The 18,357-nt window shown below is 38.5% G+C and carries 16 protein-coding genes; 12 read left to right on the forward strand and 4 right to left on the reverse strand.

Annotation, left to right across the window (positions count from 1 at the left end; translation table 11 throughout):
• Positions 1–132: 132 nt before the first annotated feature.
• The 5 genes from ACFX4E_RS15875 to ACFX4E_RS15895 all read left to right on the forward strand — a co-directional run bounded on the left by ACFX4E_RS15875 (position 133) and on the right by ACFX4E_RS15895 (position 8,383).
• On the forward strand, positions 133–1,527 hold the full coding sequence (locus ACFX4E_RS15875; protein ID WP_377258668.1) for an L-cystine transporter: 1,395 nt from the start codon (positions 133–135) through the stop codon (positions 1,525–1,527).
• Between the two features lie 79 nt (positions 1,528–1,606).
• On the forward strand, positions 1,607–4,588 hold the full coding sequence (gene pulA, locus ACFX4E_RS15880; RefSeq protein ID WP_377258665.1) for a type I pullulanase: 2,982 nt from the start codon (positions 1,607–1,609) through the stop codon (positions 4,586–4,588).
• Positions 4,589–4,716: 128 nt separating this feature from the next.
• Positions 4,717–6,210 (forward strand): aldehyde dehydrogenase family protein, encoded by a 1,494-nt coding sequence (locus tag ACFX4E_RS15885; RefSeq protein WP_013082880.1) that lies wholly within the window; start codon positions 4,717–4,719, stop codon positions 6,208–6,210.
• Positions 6,211–6,317: 107 nt separating this feature from the next.
• The gene (locus ACFX4E_RS15890) at positions 6,318–7,604 is read left to right on the forward strand and encodes a cytochrome P450 (protein ID WP_081085344.1); all 1,287 of its coding nucleotides are present in this window, start codon (positions 6,318–6,320) and stop codon (positions 7,602–7,604) included.
• A 119-nt stretch (positions 7,605–7,723) separates the two neighbouring features.
• Positions 7,724–8,383 carry a serine/threonine-protein kinase gene (locus tag ACFX4E_RS15895; protein ID WP_060747395.1) on the forward strand — a complete coding sequence of 220 codons (660 nt, stop codon included), beginning with the start codon at positions 7,724–7,726 and terminating at the stop codon, positions 8,381–8,383.
• A gap of 13 nt (positions 8,384–8,396) precedes the next feature.
• On the opposite strand, the gene ACFX4E_RS15900 is transcribed toward ACFX4E_RS15895, so the two are convergent.
• The gene (locus ACFX4E_RS15900; protein WP_014460422.1) at positions 8,397–8,675 is read right to left on the reverse strand and encodes a hypothetical protein; all 279 of its coding nucleotides are present in this window, start codon (positions 8,673–8,675) and stop codon (positions 8,397–8,399) included.
• Positions 8,676–8,815: 140 nt separating this feature from the next.
• Between ACFX4E_RS15900 and ACFX4E_RS15905 the strand changes: the two genes are divergently transcribed.
• The 3 genes from ACFX4E_RS15905 to ACFX4E_RS15915 all read left to right on the forward strand — a co-directional run bounded on the left by ACFX4E_RS15905 (position 8,816) and on the right by ACFX4E_RS15915 (position 10,709).
• Positions 8,816–8,959: a hypothetical protein gene (locus ACFX4E_RS15905; RefSeq protein WP_014460421.1), complete on the forward strand. Its 144-nt coding sequence runs from the start codon at positions 8,816–8,818 to the stop codon at positions 8,957–8,959.
• 129 nt (positions 8,960–9,088) lie between these two features.
• Entirely contained in the window at positions 9,089–9,883 is a 795-nt protein-coding gene (gene motA, locus ACFX4E_RS15910; RefSeq protein ID WP_013056745.1) for a flagellar motor stator protein MotA, read from the forward strand.
• Positions 9,876–10,709 (forward strand): flagellar motor protein MotB, encoded by an 834-nt coding sequence (locus ACFX4E_RS15915; RefSeq protein ID WP_028408764.1) that lies wholly within the window; start codon positions 9,876–9,878, stop codon positions 10,707–10,709. Before motA ends, ACFX4E_RS15915 begins: the two co-directional genes overlap by 8 nt.
• A 35-nt stretch (positions 10,710–10,744) precedes the next feature.
• Here ACFX4E_RS15915 and ACFX4E_RS15920 read toward each other — a convergent pair whose 3' ends face one another.
• Entirely contained in the window at positions 10,745–11,077 is a 333-nt protein-coding gene (locus ACFX4E_RS15920; RefSeq protein ID WP_013056747.1) for a hypothetical protein, read from the reverse strand.
• Positions 11,078–11,276: 199 nt separating this feature from the next.
• Here ACFX4E_RS15920 and ACFX4E_RS15925 point away from each other — a divergent pair, with 199 nt between their 5' ends.
• The gene (locus ACFX4E_RS15925) at positions 11,277–12,230 is read left to right on the forward strand and encodes an NAD(P)/FAD-dependent oxidoreductase (protein WP_028408763.1); all 954 of its coding nucleotides are present in this window, start codon (positions 11,277–11,279) and stop codon (positions 12,228–12,230) included.
• Positions 12,231–12,249: 19 nt separating this feature from the next.
• The gene (locus ACFX4E_RS15930; protein ID WP_136789405.1) at positions 12,250–12,945 is read left to right on the forward strand and encodes a YqjF family protein; all 696 of its coding nucleotides are present in this window, start codon (positions 12,250–12,252) and stop codon (positions 12,943–12,945) included.
• A 3-nt stretch (positions 12,946–12,948) separates the two neighbouring features.
• On the opposite strand, the gene msrA is transcribed toward ACFX4E_RS15930, so the two are convergent.
• Positions 12,949–13,854 (reverse strand): peptide-methionine (S)-S-oxide reductase MsrA, encoded by a 906-nt coding sequence (gene msrA, locus ACFX4E_RS15935; protein WP_098579558.1) that lies wholly within the window; start codon positions 13,852–13,854, stop codon positions 12,949–12,951.
• A 328-nt stretch (positions 13,855–14,182) separates the two neighbouring features.
• Here msrA and nhaC point away from each other — a divergent pair, with 328 nt between their 5' ends.
• The gene (gene nhaC, locus ACFX4E_RS15940; protein ID WP_098967245.1) at positions 14,183–15,589 is read left to right on the forward strand and encodes a Na+/H+ antiporter NhaC; all 1,407 of its coding nucleotides are present in this window, start codon (positions 14,183–14,185) and stop codon (positions 15,587–15,589) included.
• 179 nt (positions 15,590–15,768) lie between these two features.
• Here nhaC and ACFX4E_RS15945 read toward each other — a convergent pair whose 3' ends face one another.
• Positions 15,769–16,422: a GntR family transcriptional regulator gene (locus ACFX4E_RS15945; RefSeq protein ID WP_377258662.1), complete on the reverse strand. Its 654-nt coding sequence runs from the start codon at positions 16,420–16,422 to the stop codon at positions 15,769–15,771.
• A 362-nt stretch (positions 16,423–16,784) separates the two neighbouring features.
• Here ACFX4E_RS15945 and ACFX4E_RS15950 point away from each other — a divergent pair, with 362 nt between their 5' ends.
• Complete coding sequence (locus ACFX4E_RS15950) at positions 16,785–18,197, forward strand: amino acid permease (RefSeq protein ID WP_025752074.1); 1,413 nt, start codon at positions 16,785–16,787, stop codon at positions 18,195–18,197.
• Positions 18,198–18,357: the final 160 nt, after the last annotated feature.

Below are 18,357 nucleotides of genomic sequence, written 5' to 3' on the forward strand. Positions count from 1 at the left end.
TTTTTGTTTTGTCAAAATTATTCAAAAAAACTGTCTTCAGGAAAAAATATAAAACCTAGTTGACTTATTGGTATTGTTATATTATAAGTAATAGAGACATAATTTATGGAAAAAATTACAGGGGGAACATCTATGAATAACTTATTAGTCATCCTAAACGTCCTCGTTATGCTCGCATTGCTTGCGGGGCTGTTTATGATGCAGAAAAAGCATGTATCATTTTCAAAGCGTGTGTTTACAGCGCTTGGACTAGGAATTATTTTTGGCTTTGCTCTTCAGTGGGTGTATGGTCCGACTCATGAAGTAACGATGACGACCGCCGATTGGTTTAGCATCGTAGGAAGCGGATATGTTAAGTTTCTTCAGATGATTGTTATGCCGCTTGTATTTGTATCGATTGTAGCGGCATTCACTCGCTTAAAATTGACGAGCAATATTGGAAAGATTAGTAGTTTAATTATTGGGATTTTGCTTGTCACAACAGCGATAGCAGCTGCAATTGGTATTTTTACAACAACGAGCTTTAATTTAGAATCTGTCCAAATCACAAAAGGGGAAGCGGAACTTCAGCGCGGAGAGGACTTAGAAAACAATTTATCTAGTTTAGAAGCAAAAACAATCCCACAGCAAGTAGTAGAATTATTGCCTGCTAACCCGTTTCTTGATTTAACAGGCGCACGTTCAACTTCCACGATTGGCGTTGTCATCTTTGCGGCATTTGTTGGAATTGCGTATTTAGGCGTGAAGCGTAAAAAGGCTGAGGAAGCGGCGTTATTTTCAAAAATTATTGATACGCTTTATGCAATTGTAATGCGTGTAGTGACGCTAATTCTTCGTTTAACTCCTTATGGGGTACTTGCAATTATGACCAAAACAGTAGCAACGAGTGATATTGATGCAATTGTTAAACTTGGAAAATTTGTTGTAGCATCATATGTCGCATTGGCAGCTATGTTTATTGTTCACTTAGTTATTCTAACAATCATCGGTGTAAATCCGATCACATATGTTAAGAAAGTATTTCCTGTATTGGCTTTTGCCTTTACTTCCCGTACAAGTGCTGGAGCATTACCTTTGAATGTTAATACACAAACAAGACAGCTAGGGGTTCCAGAAGGAATTGCGAATTTCGCAGGTTCATTTGGTCTTACAATTGGTCAAAACGGATGCGCTGGAATATATCCAGCTATGTTAGCCGTTATGATTGCACCAACGGTAGGTATTGACCCCTTAACGCCTTCATTTATTTTCACGTTGATTGCCATTGTAGCAATTAGTTCGTTTGGCGTAGCAGGCGTTGGCGGAGGAGCGACATTTGCGGCTTTACTTGTATTATCTTCTATGAATTTGCCCGTAGCGCTAGCAGGCTTATTAATTTCAGTAGAGCCATTGATTGATATGGGGCGTACGGCGCTTAATGTAAGTGGAAGCATGACAGCCGGAGTCGTCACTAGTAATTTAACAAAAGAGCTAGATACAAACGTATACAACGATCAAACCATCTCACCTGAAACAGCAGAAGTGTAAAAGAGATACGTCATCCGTAGTTAACATTGTTAACTATGGATTTTTTTTCTTTATCCACATAAAATAGGAAAAAATACTTATGATAACGCTTTCAAAAAAGGTTATAGTGAAAAATGTGTACGTACTTTATTTTACGGGAGGGTTTTCATTGAAACGTAGTTGGACTAAATATGCAATGGTACTGACGGCTTTACTCTTACTAGTAAGCTCTTTTTTTAGCCCATTTATGCAATCGTTTGCATCTGCAGCAGACGCAACAAAAATCACGATTCACTATCAGCCTGCTCCAAATGATACAAAGGAATGGGGATTATGGGTTTTTCCTGAAGGAGGAGAAGGGAAGCCTTACGCATTTACAGGGGAAGATCAATTTGGAAAAGTAGCGGAAGTTGAATTACCCGGTACTTATGACAAAGTAGGTTTTATTGTTCGAACAGAGTCGTGGGAAAAAGATGGAGGAGACCGCTTCGTTTCGGTGGAGAACGGTGAAGGAGAAGTATGGGTGAAAAGTGGAGATGAACATACATATACGTCTCCTCCTGACGGTGAATACCGAGATTTACCGAAGTTTGATAAAGTAAACGTTACCTTAAATTATCATCGGTACGACGGAGATTACAGCGGGTGGAACATTTGGACATGGCCCGGTGATGAAAAAGAAGGCAAGCAAATCGAATTTACGGAAGACACGAATTTTGGGAAGAGAGCGACTTACGCCATTAACAGTGGAAGTGGCAATTTATTTGACAAAATTGGTTTTATTGTACGCCATTCTACTAGTGACAGCGATTGGGAAAATAAAGACGGAGGAGACCGCTTTATTACCAAGGTTGGTAAAGATGGGAATGTAGAAGTATGGATTGTTCAAGGACAAAATCGAATTTATTATGATAGAGCAGGAGTAGATATCACTCGGAAAATCACGAAAGCGACTATGGATACATTTAATCAAATCACCTTAGAAACAAACGTGCCGTTTGACTCTTCTAAGAGTGTAGGAGACATTGAAATTGACGGAGCTCAAATTGAGAAAGTGATACCTTATAAAGAGGGAGAAGACGCTGCTACTACTAAAGTTAAAATCATAACAAAACAGCCTTTGGACGTTACAAAAACGTATAAAGTTAAGCAAAAAGGCTACGGCTCAGCTGATGTAGTCAATGGAAATGTCGTTCGCACGAAAGAATTTGACGAAAAGTATGCATATAGCGGAAACGATTTAGGAAACACGTATTCTAAGAAACAAACAAATTTTCGCGTATGGGCTCCAACTGCAAGCGAAGCCAAGCTAGTGATTTATTCGTCATGGAACTCCAAAGCTGTAAAAGAAATTTCTATGACTAAAAGTGAAAAAGGAACGTGGAAAGCGGAGTTAAAAGGAAATCAAGATGAACTAATTTATACGTACAAAGTAAAAATTGGGAACAGCTGGAACGAAGCGGTTGATCCATATGTACGAGCAACAACGGTGAATGGAGATCGCGGAGTTGTCGTAGATTTGGCTAAGACAAATCCGAGAAAGTGGAGTGCAAATAAGCCGAAATTTAAAAATCCAGAAGATGCGATTATCTATGAACTGCACGTACGAGATTTATCGTCTCAAAAAGAGAGCGGTATCAAAAATAAAGGAAAATATCTAGGCGTAGCGGAGTGGAATACGAAAGGACCAAATGGAGTAAAAACAGGACTCAGTCATATTAAAGATTTAGGTGTGACGCACGTTCAGTTCCTGCCTATTTACGATTATCGTACGGTGGATGAAACGAAATTAAACGAGCCGCAGTTTAACTGGGGATATGATCCAAAAAATTACAACGTCCCAGAAGGTTCCTATTCAACAAATCCATATAATCCTAAGACGAGAATTATTGAGCTTAAACAAATGATTCAAACGCTTCATGACAAGCAGCTTCGTATGGTAATGGACGTGGTTTATAATCATGTGTATGCAGTGAGTGAGCATAGCTTTGATAAACTAGTTCCAGGCTACTACTTCCGTTATAAAGAAGATGGAACTTTATCCAACGGAACAGGTGTTGGAAACGACACGGCGTCTGAACGGAAGATGGTTCGGAAGTTTATTGTAGATTCTGTTGCGTATTGGGCAAAAGAGTACCACATTGATGGGTTTCGATTTGATTTAATGGGGATTCACGATACAAAGACAATGAATGAAGTGAGAAAGAAGTTAGATGAAATTGACCCTTCCATTATCGTCTTAGGAGAGGGCTGGGATCTAGGAACCGAGCTTGATGCTAAGCTAAAAGCTAATCAGAAAAACGCTCAGGATATGAAGCGCATCGCTCACTTCAATGATGGTATGCGAGATGGTCTTAAAGGCAGCGTGTTTTTTGATCGTGAAAACGGATTTGTTAATGGAAAACAGGGTCAAGAAAAGCTCATACAGCAAAGTATAGCAGCTGGAATAGATTATGATCATTCAACTGCCACGTATGAAGACCCGGATCAAGTTGTGACGTATGTAGAAGCCCACGATAACCATACGTTATGGGATAAGCTTCAGCTGACGAACCCTGCTGACACCGAGCAAACGAAAAAGCAAATGCATAAGCTTGCTTCTTCTATTATTTTAACATCTCAAGGAATGAACTTTATACATGCAGGTCAAGAGTTTATGAGAACAAAAGGCGGAGATCATAATAGCTATCAGTCACCCGATTCTGTCAATCAGCTAGATTGGAAGCGCCGAGCAGCTTTCAGCCAAGAAGTAGATTATATGAAGGGACTTATTGCGCTTCGAAAGCAATATTCCTCATTTAGAATGACGAGTGCACAGGCTATTCATCAAAATTTACGCTTTGTTGACGCACCATCAAACGTAGTAGGTTATACGTTAAATGCTAAAGCTAATAAAGATAAAACAAACGAAATAATGGTGATTCATAATGCAAATAAACAAGCTCAAACGGTTCATCTGCCTTCTAACAGAACGTGGAGATTACTTGTTGACGGCGAGCAGGCAGGAACAAAAACGCTCCGTACGGTGAAAGGAAATACAGTAAACGTTTCGCCTCTTTCGACATTTGTACTAGTAAGATAAGTTTTAGATAGCTGGAATGCATGTAGAAAAATTCAGAATATTGTATGTAAAATTGTTGATTTTACTAGATAACATGGTAAAATATTCATTGTTAGCGTTTTCAAAATTCGTGGGGAGGTATGTATTTGATGCAAAATCTTGGAGCGAAAAAAGTTGAAATGAGTCCGAAAGTAGTGGAGTTTTTAAAAGGAGTTAAACAGCTATACATTAACGGCGAGTGGGTAGACTCTGTTTCAGGAAAAACGTTTGAAACAGTAAATCCAGCAACGGGTGAAAAGTTGGCAGATGTAGCTGAAGCAAATCCAGAGGATATTGATCGTGCCGTCAGAGCGGCTAGAGAAGCCTTTGATCATGGACCTTGGACAAAGATGTCAGCAGCTGAAAGAAGTCGACTTATTTATAAATTAGCTGATTTAATGGAAACACATCAATTGGAACTTGCGCAGCTTGAAACGCTTGATAACGGAAAACCAATTCGTGAAACATCAAATGCAGACATTCCATTAGCAATCGAACATTTCCGCTACTTTGCTGGGTGGTCAACTAAAATGGTTGGACAAACTATTCCTGTGCAAGGAGCGTATTTTAACTATACAAGATATGAGCCAGTAGGAGTTGTTGGCCAAATTATTCCGTGGAACTTCCCGCTTTTAATGGCCGCTTGGAAGCTCGGAGCCGCTTTGGCAACTGGATGTACAATTGTGCTCAAACCAGCCGAGCAAACGCCGCTTTCTGCACTTTACTTGGCTCGACTAGCCGATGAAGCAGGGTTCCCAAAAGGCGTGCTAAACATCGTGCCAGGCTACGGGAAAACAGCAGGTGAACCGCTCGTTCATCATGATCTTGTCGATAAAATTGCTTTTACGGGATCTACTGCTGTCGGAAAAGCAATTATGAAGCAAGCTAGTGACTCCTTAAAGCGTGTGACGTTAGAGCTTGGAGGTAAATCACCAAACATTATCCTGCCGGATGCAGACTTAACAAAAGCGGTTCCTGGTGCACTTTCAGGTATTATGTTTAATCAAGGACAAGTATGTTGTGCTGGAAGTCGTCTGTATGTCCAAAAAAGCTTATATGATAATGTCGTAGCTGATTTAGTTTCTCAAACGAAATCTATTAAACAAGGAAATGGATTAGCAGATGAGACAACAATGGGGCCGCTTGTATCTGCGCAGCAGCAAAAACGAGTGAAAACCTATATTGATAAAGGAATAGAAGAAGGAGCAGAAGTACTCGCAGGAGGAAACATTCCATTTGATCAAGGCTATTTCGTAGAACCGACTATCTTTGCAGATGTCGATCATTCAATGACGATTGCTCGTGAAGAAATCTTCGGTCCGGTTGTAGCTGCTATGCCGTTTGACGATCTTGATGATTTGATTGCCAAAGCAAATGATACAGCATATGGTCTAGCAGCGGGCGTCTGGACACAGGATTTAAAGAAAGCACACTATATTGCTCATGGTATTAAAGCAGGTACAGTTTGGGTGAACTGTTACAACGTATTTGATGCAGCAAGCCCGTTTGGAGGCTATAAACAGTCGGGAATTGGTCGTGAAATGGGAAGCTATGCGCTTGATAACTACACTGAAGTGAAAAGCGTATGGATCAATATGGAATAATTAGTAAGAATTTTTGTGAAAATCAATAGCATATCTTTGTGTGAAAAAGAGTAGTCTTTAGTGGACTACTCTTTTATTTGTTTAAGTCCCGCATTTTTAGAAAAGGAGTGATAACATTGCCGGTTATACAGGGCCCCTCGTCGTATAAGCTTACCGGTCACCTGCAAAAGTTTAGAGAGAACCCCCTGGGTTTTTTGGAAAACTTGACTCAGTATGGAGAAATTGCAACATTTAGAGTTGCGCACAAACGCTTTTATGTAACGAGAGACCCTCAACTTATTAAAGATGTAGTCATTACAAACAGCAAGGCGTTTCAAAAAATTAAACTAACGCACATGTTTAAAACGCTGCTAGGCGAAGAAATGTTATGGACAGATGAAGCATTATACATGAGCCCCATTCAACCCTCACAACTTAAACAACATCTAACCTATAATAAGGAAGCAATAGCAAAAATAATTGAAAAGCATACGGAAACGTGGGAAGAAGGGCAGCTTCGAACGATAGTAAAAGACATAAGACAGATAGTCGTAGCTGTACTCCTTCAACTTGTATTTGGCATTTCGATTGAGGATAAAGATAAAATTCACTACGTTCAAGCGCTTATGAGAAAAAAAGAAAAGTTAGGCAAAATTTATATTCGTCTGCCTTTGCACCAGCCTGACTCAGATGAGCAGCTCGAACAACTCCTTTTTGAACGCGTTCAAATGCGTGTTCAAAACAAAACCGAAGGAAATGATTTACTGCAGTATATATTGAATTCTTGCGGAGAAGACAGCGATGAAAGAGAAATATACGAACAGCTAAATTCTATATTCCTTTCGATGTATGAAATGATTACGCACGTATGCAGCTGGTCTATTCATTTACTGTCTCAAAATACTAGGGAGCACCTTCAGCTGCATAAAGAAATTCAAGCCTATGCTAGCGGCGAATCGCTTTCAACCAAAAATCTGACCTATATGCGCAAAATAATTGCTGAAAGCATGAGGTTATATCCGCCTCTTTGGCTATTTGGGCGTCAAGCACGTGAAGATATACAAATAGATGGCTACAGTATTAAAAAAGGGGAGATTATGTTAATTAGCCCTTATATGATGCATCGCCATGAAGATTATTTTTTAGAGCCAAGTGAATTTTTACCTGACCGTTTTGAAAAAGGAGGGTCCATTGATGTCCCAAGCTATATGTATATGCCGCTTGGGATTGAGCATCAAGCGGAAAGGGGCACGGACTATATCACTGAAATAGTAACCATTTTTCTGTCAGAAATGACAAAGCGCTTTTTATTTCAGCTGACTAAGCCCGAATCTATTTCTCCGATGGCGGGCGTAATGCTGAATATGAAAGAAGAACTGAAGGTGAATGTTCACAAAGTTCACACCCAGTCTTGAATGAACGGGAATACTTTCCCTCTTTATATCAGACTGTCAATTTATTGACACATCCTGCATTGAGATTTATCATAGGGTAATATTTGATAGAGATTACTGAAGGATTTTTAGAGGGGACTATGGATAAAACAATTAAACAGTTGGTGTCGCTAGTTGAAACATCATTACTAACGCAAGTTACGATTCAAAGTGAAAGTGACTATGATCCAGTTGAAGTTACGAACAAAACAAAAGAGTGGGTACTTATTGGTAAAGGAAACTATGCCGGTGTGTTTACGCACGAAAATTATCCTGAATTTGTCGTGAAAGTATACGGAAGAGAAATTTATGGTGTAAAAAAAGAAGCGCAAGTGTATAGAAAGCTGGGCGTTCACCCAGCTTATTCTCAACTTTTTCATGAGGGAAAGACGTACTTGATTTTAAAAAGACTTACAGGCGTTACACTGTATGATGCCGTCCAGCGGGGAATAAAGATTCCAGAACAAGTCATAAAAGATGTGAACAAAGCTTTGGACTATGCAAGAAGCCAGGGTTTAAACCCGTATGATGTGCATGGTAAAAATGTCATGATGAAAGATGGAAGAGGGTATGTGGTGGATATTTCTGACTTTTATAAGGAAGGTATTGATAAAAAATGGACAGACCTTGTAAAAGCTTATTACACCTTTTATCCGTTTATTGATAAGTACCATATCCGCTTGCCATACCCGTTGTTAAACGTGATCAGAAAAGCATATCGTCTATATCGTAGAATCAAATCAAAAAGGAGTTTCCGCTAAAGGAAACTCCTTTTTAAGATGAAATACAGCGCAATACATGCTGCTGCTCAAAAGTTGGTTTTAATTTGAATAGAATGGTTTGTAGTATTTCAGATTGATAGACAAATTTTAGCGTATGTTTAAGGGAAAGAGGGTGTAAGAAAGAACGTATTCTTTTTTCAGCATAACGTATCACCTGTTCTTCATAAAATAAAGTACGTGCGGAGATTTTAGCGTGAATGTCTTTTGTTAGTTCAATTGTAAACTGGATAATCATTAAATCAGTGTCTTTACAGTATTTTTCTAGTAGCATAATACCACCTCCATTTTGTCAACTCATTTACATAATCTTAATATAAAATTTACAAATGTCAATAAAACACGGAAAAATAAATGGTAAGACTGTTCTTTTTATATGTTGAATAAACAAGAACGTGATAGAGGTGAGTAAAGTTGAACATTAACGTCGGATTTGCCATTTTAGCTGATATTGATAATAAGATGACGGCTGCTATTTATGTGGAAAATCAAATTGTAGCGATTATAGCTGGACCTTCAGACATTCTGTATGAAAAGTTAAAAAAAGTGTTTTTATAATAGAGAAAAGCTGTAATTGTAAATATGATTCATAAAAAGCTTAAAAATTCTATGAAATAGTCGAAATAAAAGATGAGGATAAAATATACAAAAAGAAAGAACAGGAAGTTAAGGATAGGAGAATTACATATGGATAAAACATCTTTTATTGGACTGATTTTAGGAATAGCCTCTCTTATTGTAGGCATGTTTTTCAAAGGGGTTAATCCATCTGTGTTAGGAAATCCGGCTGCTATTTTAATTATTATTGTCGGAACCGTCGGAGCAGTAGTGATTGCATTTCCTTCAAATGAAATCAAAAGAGTCCCAAAACTGTTTGGTGTCCTGTTTAAAGAACAAAAAATGCTGCAGCCCGTTGATTTAGTATCCATGTTTTCTGAATGGGGACAAGTTGTTCGAAAAGAAGGGTTACTATCACTTGAAGCCCAAATTATTGATGTAGATGACCCTTTCTTAAAAAATGGTTTGAATTTAGCTATTGATGGTCAAAGTGCGGATTATATACGAGACGTGTTGTCTGAAGAAATTGATGCGATGGAAGAAAGACATCAAACGGGTGCAAGTATTTTCGCTTTAGCAGGTACATATGCTCCAACTCTCGGTGTACTTGGAGCTGTTATAGGGTTAATTGCTGCGCTTGGGAACATGGAAGATACAGATACGCTAGGACATGCGATCAGCGCGGCGTTTGTTGCTACGCTTCTTGGTATTTTTACTGGGTATGTACTATGGCATCCGTTTGCAAATAAACTAAAGCGTAAATCGAAACATGAAGTAAAGGTAAAGTATATGATGATCGAAGGAGTGCTTTCACTTCTAGAAGGAGAAACACCAAAAGTAATTGAGCAAAAGCTGGCTTCTTATTTGCCAACAGCGGAACGTAAAAAGCTTCTTCAAGAAAGTGAAGTGGGCATAAATGAGTAGACGCAGAAAACGAAAGCATGAAGAGGACCATGTTGACGAAAGCTGGCTGCTTCCTTACTCAGATTTGCTTACACTTTTACTTGCTTTATTCATTGTATTGTTTGCAATGAGCTCAGTGGATGCGCAAAAATTTAAGAATCTTTCTCGCGCATTTAATGAGGCGTTCGTTGGAGGAACGGGCGTGATGGAATTTCAATCTCTGGAGGAATCTGAAGAAGCGGTTCAGCCTTCAAATACTCCTGCAGCTAAAAGTACGGAAAAAACAAATGAAGTGGAGACAGCTCCTAATCAGTCTCCTGCTTCTTCACAATCGTTAACGAGCGAACAAAAGGAGCAAACCATTCGAGAAGCTGATCAAGAAGAGCTTCAGCAAATTCAATCTAAAATTAATGCGTATATTCAAAAGAAAAACCTAACAAATCAATTACAGACTTCGCTAACTGATGAAGGTCTCTTAATTTCCATTCGAGATAATGTATTGTTTGATTCGGGAAGAGCGCAGGTTCGAAGTGAAGATACAAAAATCGCCAATGATATTTCAGAACTTTTGGTGATTGATCCTCCTCGTAATATCATTATTAGCGGTCATACTGATAACGTACCCATTCGCAACGCTGGTTTTGAATCCAACTGGGAGTTAAGCGTGATGAGAGCAGTTAACTTTATGAAAGTTATCTTAAAAAATGATAAGCTTAATCCAAGCATGTTCAGTGCAAAAGGATTTGGAGAGTTCAAACCGGTGACATCTAACAATACAGCAGAGGGGCAAGCGAAAAATAGAAGGGTTGAAATATTGATTACTCCTCGTACAATTAAACAGCCTTAAAAGCAGTCCTGCTTTTAAGGCTGTTTTTCTATGTGTTATAAAGCTAAGAGTCTTCTCTTTTCAAAGTTTCCTCGTACTAACTTGAGGTCCATTCCATCTAAAATCAAGTCAATGAGAGCGCCTTTAAAGACATCCGCTGTTTTTTTCTTATCATTGGACTGCAAATATTGCACCCGATACCACTTGTCTTCAACTTGAAAGTACATAAAACGTCCATGCGTAAAGTCAATCCAAAACTTTGTAGGTTGTCCATTGAGATTTTTATAAACATATCCCCAGCTTCGGCCTTGGTGAGCGTCCTTCATTTTAGGGCGAGCTGTATTAAATACTTCGTAATATACTTTGTGCTTAATATCATAGAGCATCATATGACAGTCCTCCTATCTATAGACGTGCTAGCAGGTAAATGTATATTTGTATATAACAAGTATACTCAGCTGAAAGGAATCGTAGACTATTTTTTTGAGACAAGCAGAAACGCAGTTAAATGAAAAAGACAGTTTAAATTAGCTCAATCATTCCGCTTTTTTTATACTGTAAGTAAATGCGTTAAATAAGGAGGAAAAAATGAGACGAGTAGGAATAGTAGGTGCTGGAATGACGGGCCTTACAGCAGCGGCTGAATTACAAAAAGAGGGAATAGAGGTCTTTCTTCTTGATAAGGGTAAAAGTGTAGGGGGACGAATGGCTACCCGAAGAGTAGGGGATGGAAAAGCAGATCACGGAGCTCAATTTTTTACAGTGAGATCCGATGAATTTCAACAAGACGTAAATAAATGGATAGCTGATAGAAAGGTTAAGAAGTGGTTTGGTGACCATCACCCTCGGTATCACAGTCCGAATGGCATGAATGCGCTAGCTAAATATTTAGCTGAAGATCTACGCGTATACGTGAATCGAAAAGTTCAAGCCATTGATTTTCAAAACGGAAGGTATCAGCTGTATACGGAAGAAAATGAGATTTTTGAAGCGACTGATATCATTCTTACACCTCCGTCTCCTCAGGTTATTGAGGTACTTAATAATAGTAAGCTGCAAGCGGACCAATCTATTCTTAAAACACTGAAATTTAGTCCCTGCTTGGTTGCTATCGTGGAGCTTTACACAGAGATGCTGTATGGTGATCATGGTCAAATCATGAATCCATCTAGCACAATCCAAAGAATCGTTAATCATGAGCAAAAAGGAATATCAAAGACGCCCGTTCTTAGCATATATACGAATAAAGACTGGTCAGAAAAACATTTTGATGAGCATGAACATGAGTTGCTGCAGGCGATAAAAAATGAAATAAAAGAATGGATAGATGCGAATCATATTAAAAGCATTCAGTTAAAGAAATGGCGCTATGCAGAGGTTGAACAAGTTCTTCATCAGCCCTTTGCTAAAATTATGCCGTCGCTACTGGTGGCAGGAGATGCTTTTTTAAGAAGGGAAGACGAGACGAATCACTCACGGTTAGAGAGCGCATATTTGTCAGGCAAATCGGCAGCCGCTGAATTAATGGGAAAGAACACCTAGAAAAAGGAGGGACCAAGAAGTGAAAAATAATTGGATAATGAAACAAACGTGGAAAGATTTACTGTTTATTCATTGGCCTGTAGATCCGGCATTTTTGGCTTCTTTATTGCCTAGTCAGTTAGAGCCTGACACCTATGATGGTCAAGGATGGATTGCACTGGTGCCTTTTACGATGACAGACATTCGATTTAAAGGAACGCCCGCAGTTCCCATCTTTTCACGGCTATATGAGCTGAATGTGCGTACATATGTTACATATAAAGGGGAAAAAGGCGTTTATTTTTTTAGTTTAGACGCAAGCAATCCGCTAGGGGTATGGATTGCTCGTCAGTTTTTTCATTTGCCTTATTACCACGCTGCTATGACATTCAACAAAACTCAGAACCATATTTCTTTTCAGTCAGTTCGCACGCACAGAGACTCAAAAAAAGAGCGAGTAAAGCTTACATATAGAGGTACTTCTCCGTCCTATCGCAGTAGAAAAGGAGAAGTAGCTCATTGGCTTACAGAGCGCTACTGCTTATTTACCACTCATCAAGGAAATGTCTATAGAGGAGACCTTTATCATGATCCTTGGGAGCTGCAAAAAGGAGAGTGTGAAATAAGAGATGATTCTATTACTCAGCCTTTTTTGCGTCCGGCAGACAATCGCGATTTAATTGTGCACTATGCCAATCAAGTCACGGCTTATTTTTATCCTTTTAAAAAAGTATAAGTATCAAAACAAAATTAAAAAGTCTTCATACCCTTCTTCTTTAAGCTTCTCTTTTGGAATGAAGCGCAAAGCCGCGGAATTTACTTGATAGTATTCGCTGTTTTCTTCGGTTAATAGTAAACCCAAATAGTTATTTCCTTCTTTGCTTTTTAGTGCTGTTTCATGCTGCATCGGAACTTTTTTTATATTTCCGTATAAAATAGGGCGTTTAAAAACAGGCCACCCTGTATGGGAAGGGAGTTGATCTGACGTTTTAAACAGTGCTTCTCCCGTTAGAAGATCAACGTAAATTCCTTGTTTTTTGTTATTCCAATATAAATTTGTAAAAGGAGGTTCGGTTCCATTTTCCTGCGTAACAAAATATTGCATGGGCGTTAGGACCTCTTTTAGATAGGAGCGGTCCTTTGGCCAATGCTGTGTCAGAAAATCAGTCCGCCCCGATCCTTCTTTGTATAATTTATAGTGAAATGCGTTTTTTCGATAATAATCCTGCTGCTGTTCTTCTGCTTCGCAAAAAGAAGAAAAAGGTAAAATAGGTGTGACGATGGGACGCTTAAAGCGCCCGCTTTGGGCTAGCTTTTTTTTAGAATCGAAAGCCGCTTTTTTTTGTTTTTCGTTGTGATAAAAAATAATGGCTCGATAGGACGGTCCGCGGTCTGAAAACTGTCCGCCGGAATCCGTAGGGTCAATTTGCTGCCAATACAGGTTAAGCAGTTCTTCAAACGTAATATGAGAGGGGTCCCATACAATTTGTACTGCTTCTACGTATTCGCTTTCCTGTTTAGCTTCAGAAGTGATTTGTTCATCTTTAGCGTAGCCCGAGCGAATACTGCTGATTCCTGGAAGCTGATCAAAAGGAGCGACCATGCACCAAAAGCATCCTCCCGCAAATGTTGCATATTCTTTCACGTTACTTACCTCTTTTCGTTGAATGAAATAAATAAAATATATTTATGTATTAAAATGTATAAATAAACAGAAAGCGCTTTATAACTAGTCTTGTAAGAAAGCACGCTCTTGTGGTATTATGACCACTGGATAAAAGAAAAAATGGCTTATTGTTTACACGAGTAACCTTATTTTATGTTCTTAAAAAGATGCAGTTTGTTGTTTAAGCATTCAAAGAAGTACATACGTTCAAGCAGTAAGAGGAACAATTAAAGAATGAAATAAGGACGTTTTACTCTTAAACGATACCACATTCCAGAATCTACATACCAGTTTAGGAGGAGCTAGTTTGAACACAACCCGTTTACCATCTATGTGGGAAATAATGATTGTGCTTGCTTTATTTTTAGCAGTTGTTATTTCATTTGCAACTGTTTTGGATTTACCTATTCAGCTCGCTTTATTTATTTCATGGTTTATTGTTATGGCGCTAGGAGTACGACTTGGGTATACGTATAATCAGCTGCAAGGAGCCATTACAAGAGGAATATCAAACGGTTTAGAAGCTATTTTAATTTTATTAGCCGTCGGTACGTTAATTGGAACATGGATTGCCGGAGGAGTTGTTCCTTCTCTTATTTACTTTGGACTAGAGTTTATTAATCCAACATTCTTTTTACTTGCTACACTTATCATTTGCTCTATTACCTCGATTTCAACAGGAACATCTTGGGGAACGGTTGGTACAGCCGGAATCGCGATGATGGGAATCGGACAAGGCTTAGGTATGCCGCTTCCTTTAGTAGCTGGAGCTGTGATTTCAGGAGCTTATTTTGGAGACAAGCTTTCTCCTCTTTCTGACAGTACCATTTTATCTGCGTCAATGGCTCGAGTGAACGTTATTGATCATGTAAAAGCAATGTTAGTGTTGGATATTCCTGCTTACGTCATTACGGCAGTATTATTTACGGTAACAGGGTTTATGTATGGAGGAAAAGATTTTGATGCTGGACGGGTAGACGGATTAAAATCTTCGCTGTTGGATACATTCCATATCAGCGGGTGGATGCTGATTCCGGCTTTGGCTGTTATTGTCCTTTTAGCATTAAAGAAACCTTCTCTTCCATCAATTGCCATTGGCTCATTATTAGGAATTATATGGGCAGTTGTCTTTCAACATATGGATGTGGCGAGCGCATTTAATACGGCTTATGAAGGATTTAAAATTAATACCGACAACACATTTTTAAGTGAGCTGTTAAATCGTGGCGGAATTTTAAGCATGGTCGGTTCCATTATTGTCATTATTTTTGGACTAGGCTTTGGCGGGTTATTAGATGAGCTCGGTGTCTTAGAAGTCCTGCTATCTAAATTCGAAAAAATTCTTGTCAATTCTGGAAACGTTACGGCTTCTACTATTTTCGTTGGGCTATTAGGGAATATATTTGGTTGTGCAATGTATGTTTCATTAATTTTAACGCCGAAAATTATGGAGAAAAGTTATGACAAGTTAAGAATACAGCGTCTGGTGCTTGCCCGTAACTCGGAAGTAGGGGGAACCTTAACTTCAGGGATGGTTCCGTGGACGGACAACGGTGTATTTTTAGCTACAACGCTTGGGATTTCTACATTCGCTTATCTGCCGTTTATGTGGCTAAGCTTTGTCTCTATTATTTTGGCGGTTATTTACGGATATACAGGAAAATTCATTTGGTATGTAACCGAAGAAAAACAACGTTCTTCTATAGCAAAATAAAAGAGGCTGCGACAACAGTATGTTAGTTGAAAGAAGATCCGAACGATGAATTAAGATTCTTGATGGAGAATCAACTTCGTTCGGATTTTTTTATTGGTATGATAAACGTAGGTTTCATGTATTTTGTTGCTTCTAGCTGTTGACTGGATTGATTTAGTTATGCCTTAACCTCTTTTTGATCAAATCATTTCTGGATATTCGATTTTCCAGTGGACATTTTGAAGGTAAAGCTGAACATCCGCCTTATTTTTCTGCTTCAGAAGTTTTAGAATATGGCGGTGATGTTCATTCATCACATGTAAAATGGCGTATAGCTCTTTATTGTCATCGCTAAAGTACGTTTGTCTGATGAATCCGTCTTGTAAAGATATAAGCTGTTCTTTTAAGGTCACATTACCGCATCGGTTCAAATATACTCGATGAAAATACGTTTGGTATTTTTGATAATCCTGATAATTTTCTAATTCAATCGAAACATCAATTTTTTTAATAAGCTCATCCATCTTCGTAAAATCGTCTTCCGTTAAGTGATCAATCGACAGGGAAGCTGCAAGACCATCTAAAGCACCGACGATTTCAAATACTTCTAGTTTTTTTGGTGTATCAATTTCCTTTACGGTAAATCCTCTGCGCGGTCTGTACTCTAATAGGTTGTCTGATGCCAGTTTAATAAGCGCTTCTCTCACAGGCGTTCGGCTGACATTCAGCTGAGAACAAATGCTGGCTTCATTTATTTTGTCGTTAGGCAGCAGTGTACCGTCTTGAATTTGACTTGCTATGTAGTTATATACATGATCTTTTAATGAATGATAAATCATAGGCCCCTTGTTCATTGTTTCCCCCTAAAATAAATATCGCATCAGCCGTTCTTTCTCATCATGTCATGGTGATGAAAGAGTATAAAAATAGCGTGAAAGAACGTACAGGTGTAAAAATAATCATATCATATCACTTCGTCTAATCTTAGTTAGAATATAAAAAATAGAATTATTGAAATATTTTTTACTATTGATTGTTGTAAAAAATCTGAAAAATGATATAATCGAAAAAAGATTTAAGAAGTGTATATTGTATACAATATACAAAATTTGTACATATCGAAGAAATAGAGCCTACTCCTTCAGAGAAGAGACTATAAAGAATATGTAAATAAACCAAGTTTTTAGATGGGTTTACTATAAAAAGGAGGTACATAATGGGAGAGAATACAACATCTATGAATCAGTTACAAAGAAAAATGAAAAGCCGTCATTTATTTATGATTTCTCTTGGCGGTGTTATCGGTACGGGGCTGTTTCTTAATTCAGGCTACACAATTAATGCAGCAGGTCCTGGGGGAACACTCCTTGCTTATTTAATCGGTGGATTAATTATGTATTTAGTCATGATATGTCTAGGGGAACTAAGCGTAGCAATGCCTGTGTCAGGATCATTTCAAGTATACGCTACGAAGTTTATCGGGCCGGGAACTGGTTTTGCGGTTGGCTGGCTTTACTGGCTGACTTGGGTGGTGTCTGTCGGTTCGGAGTTTACAGCGTCTGGATTGCTTATGCAAAGATGGTTTCCTGACGTTTCGGTTTGGATATGGAGCGCGCTGTTTGCCCTTTTATTATTTGGTTTAAATGCAACATCTGTACGTTTTTTCGGTGAAACAGAATTTTGGTTTTCAAGTATTAAAGTATTAACCATTATTGTATTTATTATTTTAGGCGCAGCAGCGATGTTTGGATTCATTCCCCTTAGCGGTCATGAAAAAGCGCCGATGCTTTCTCACTTTACAGGAGAGGGCGGTTTATTTCCAAATGGACTTATGCCTGTATTAATTACGATGGTTTCTGTTAGCTTTGCTTTTTCGGGAACAGAATTAATTGGTATTACGGCTGGGGAAACAGAGGATCCGGAAAAGAACATACCTCGCGCAATTAAAAATATCATTTGGCGTACGTTCTTCTTTTTTATTGGCGCCATGTTTGTACTATCTGGATTGATTTCATGGAAACAAGCAGGAGTGTTAGAAAGTCCATTTGTAACGGTATTCGATCAAATAGGTATTCCTTACGCAGCAGATATCATGAACTTGGTTATTTTAACAGCTTTATTATCAAACGCTAATGCAGGATTATACGCATGTTCAAGAATGCTATGGTCATTATCTGATCAAAAAATGGTCAGCACTTGGTTAGGAAAAGTAACGTCTAAAGGGGTTCCATTTAATTCGTTGCTTATCAGCATGGGAGTGGCATGTCTGTCCTTGCTGTCAAGCGTAGTTGCACCAACAACTGTTTACTTAGTATTAGTTTCTATTTCTGGATTTGCGGTTGTAGCTGTATGGATGGCTATTGCGGCTTCTCACTTTATGTTCAGAAGACGCTATATTAAAGAAGGGAATGATGTATCGAAGCTTGTTTACAAAGCTCCTTTATATCCTATTGTACCTATTTTAGCGTTTGTTTTATGCTTTGCTGCTTGTGTAGGACTGGCTTTTGATGAGAGTCAGCGTATCGCATTATACTGCGGTATCCCATTTGTCCTTTTTTGTTATCTGTTTTATTATTTGAAAAATAAAAAAGGAAATAGAAAAAACGAAAGTCAGCCTATAGCAAAATAAAAAGCAGAAGACCTAGGTCTTCTGCTTTTTTTGCATACAAAAACACCCTATCCATCCGTACTGGTTAAGTGTCCCGCAACAAGCGAAATTGAATTGGATAGGGTGCGTATCTATATAGTAGAGAAAGAGGAGTCATTTGTCAAACTTATTTAGCCGCGCC

Origin of the sequence: Priestia sp. YIM B13491 (assembly GCF_042787605.1) — a bacterium.
Lineage (GTDB): Bacteria > Bacillota > Bacilli > Bacillales > Bacillaceae_H > Priestia > Priestia megaterium_E.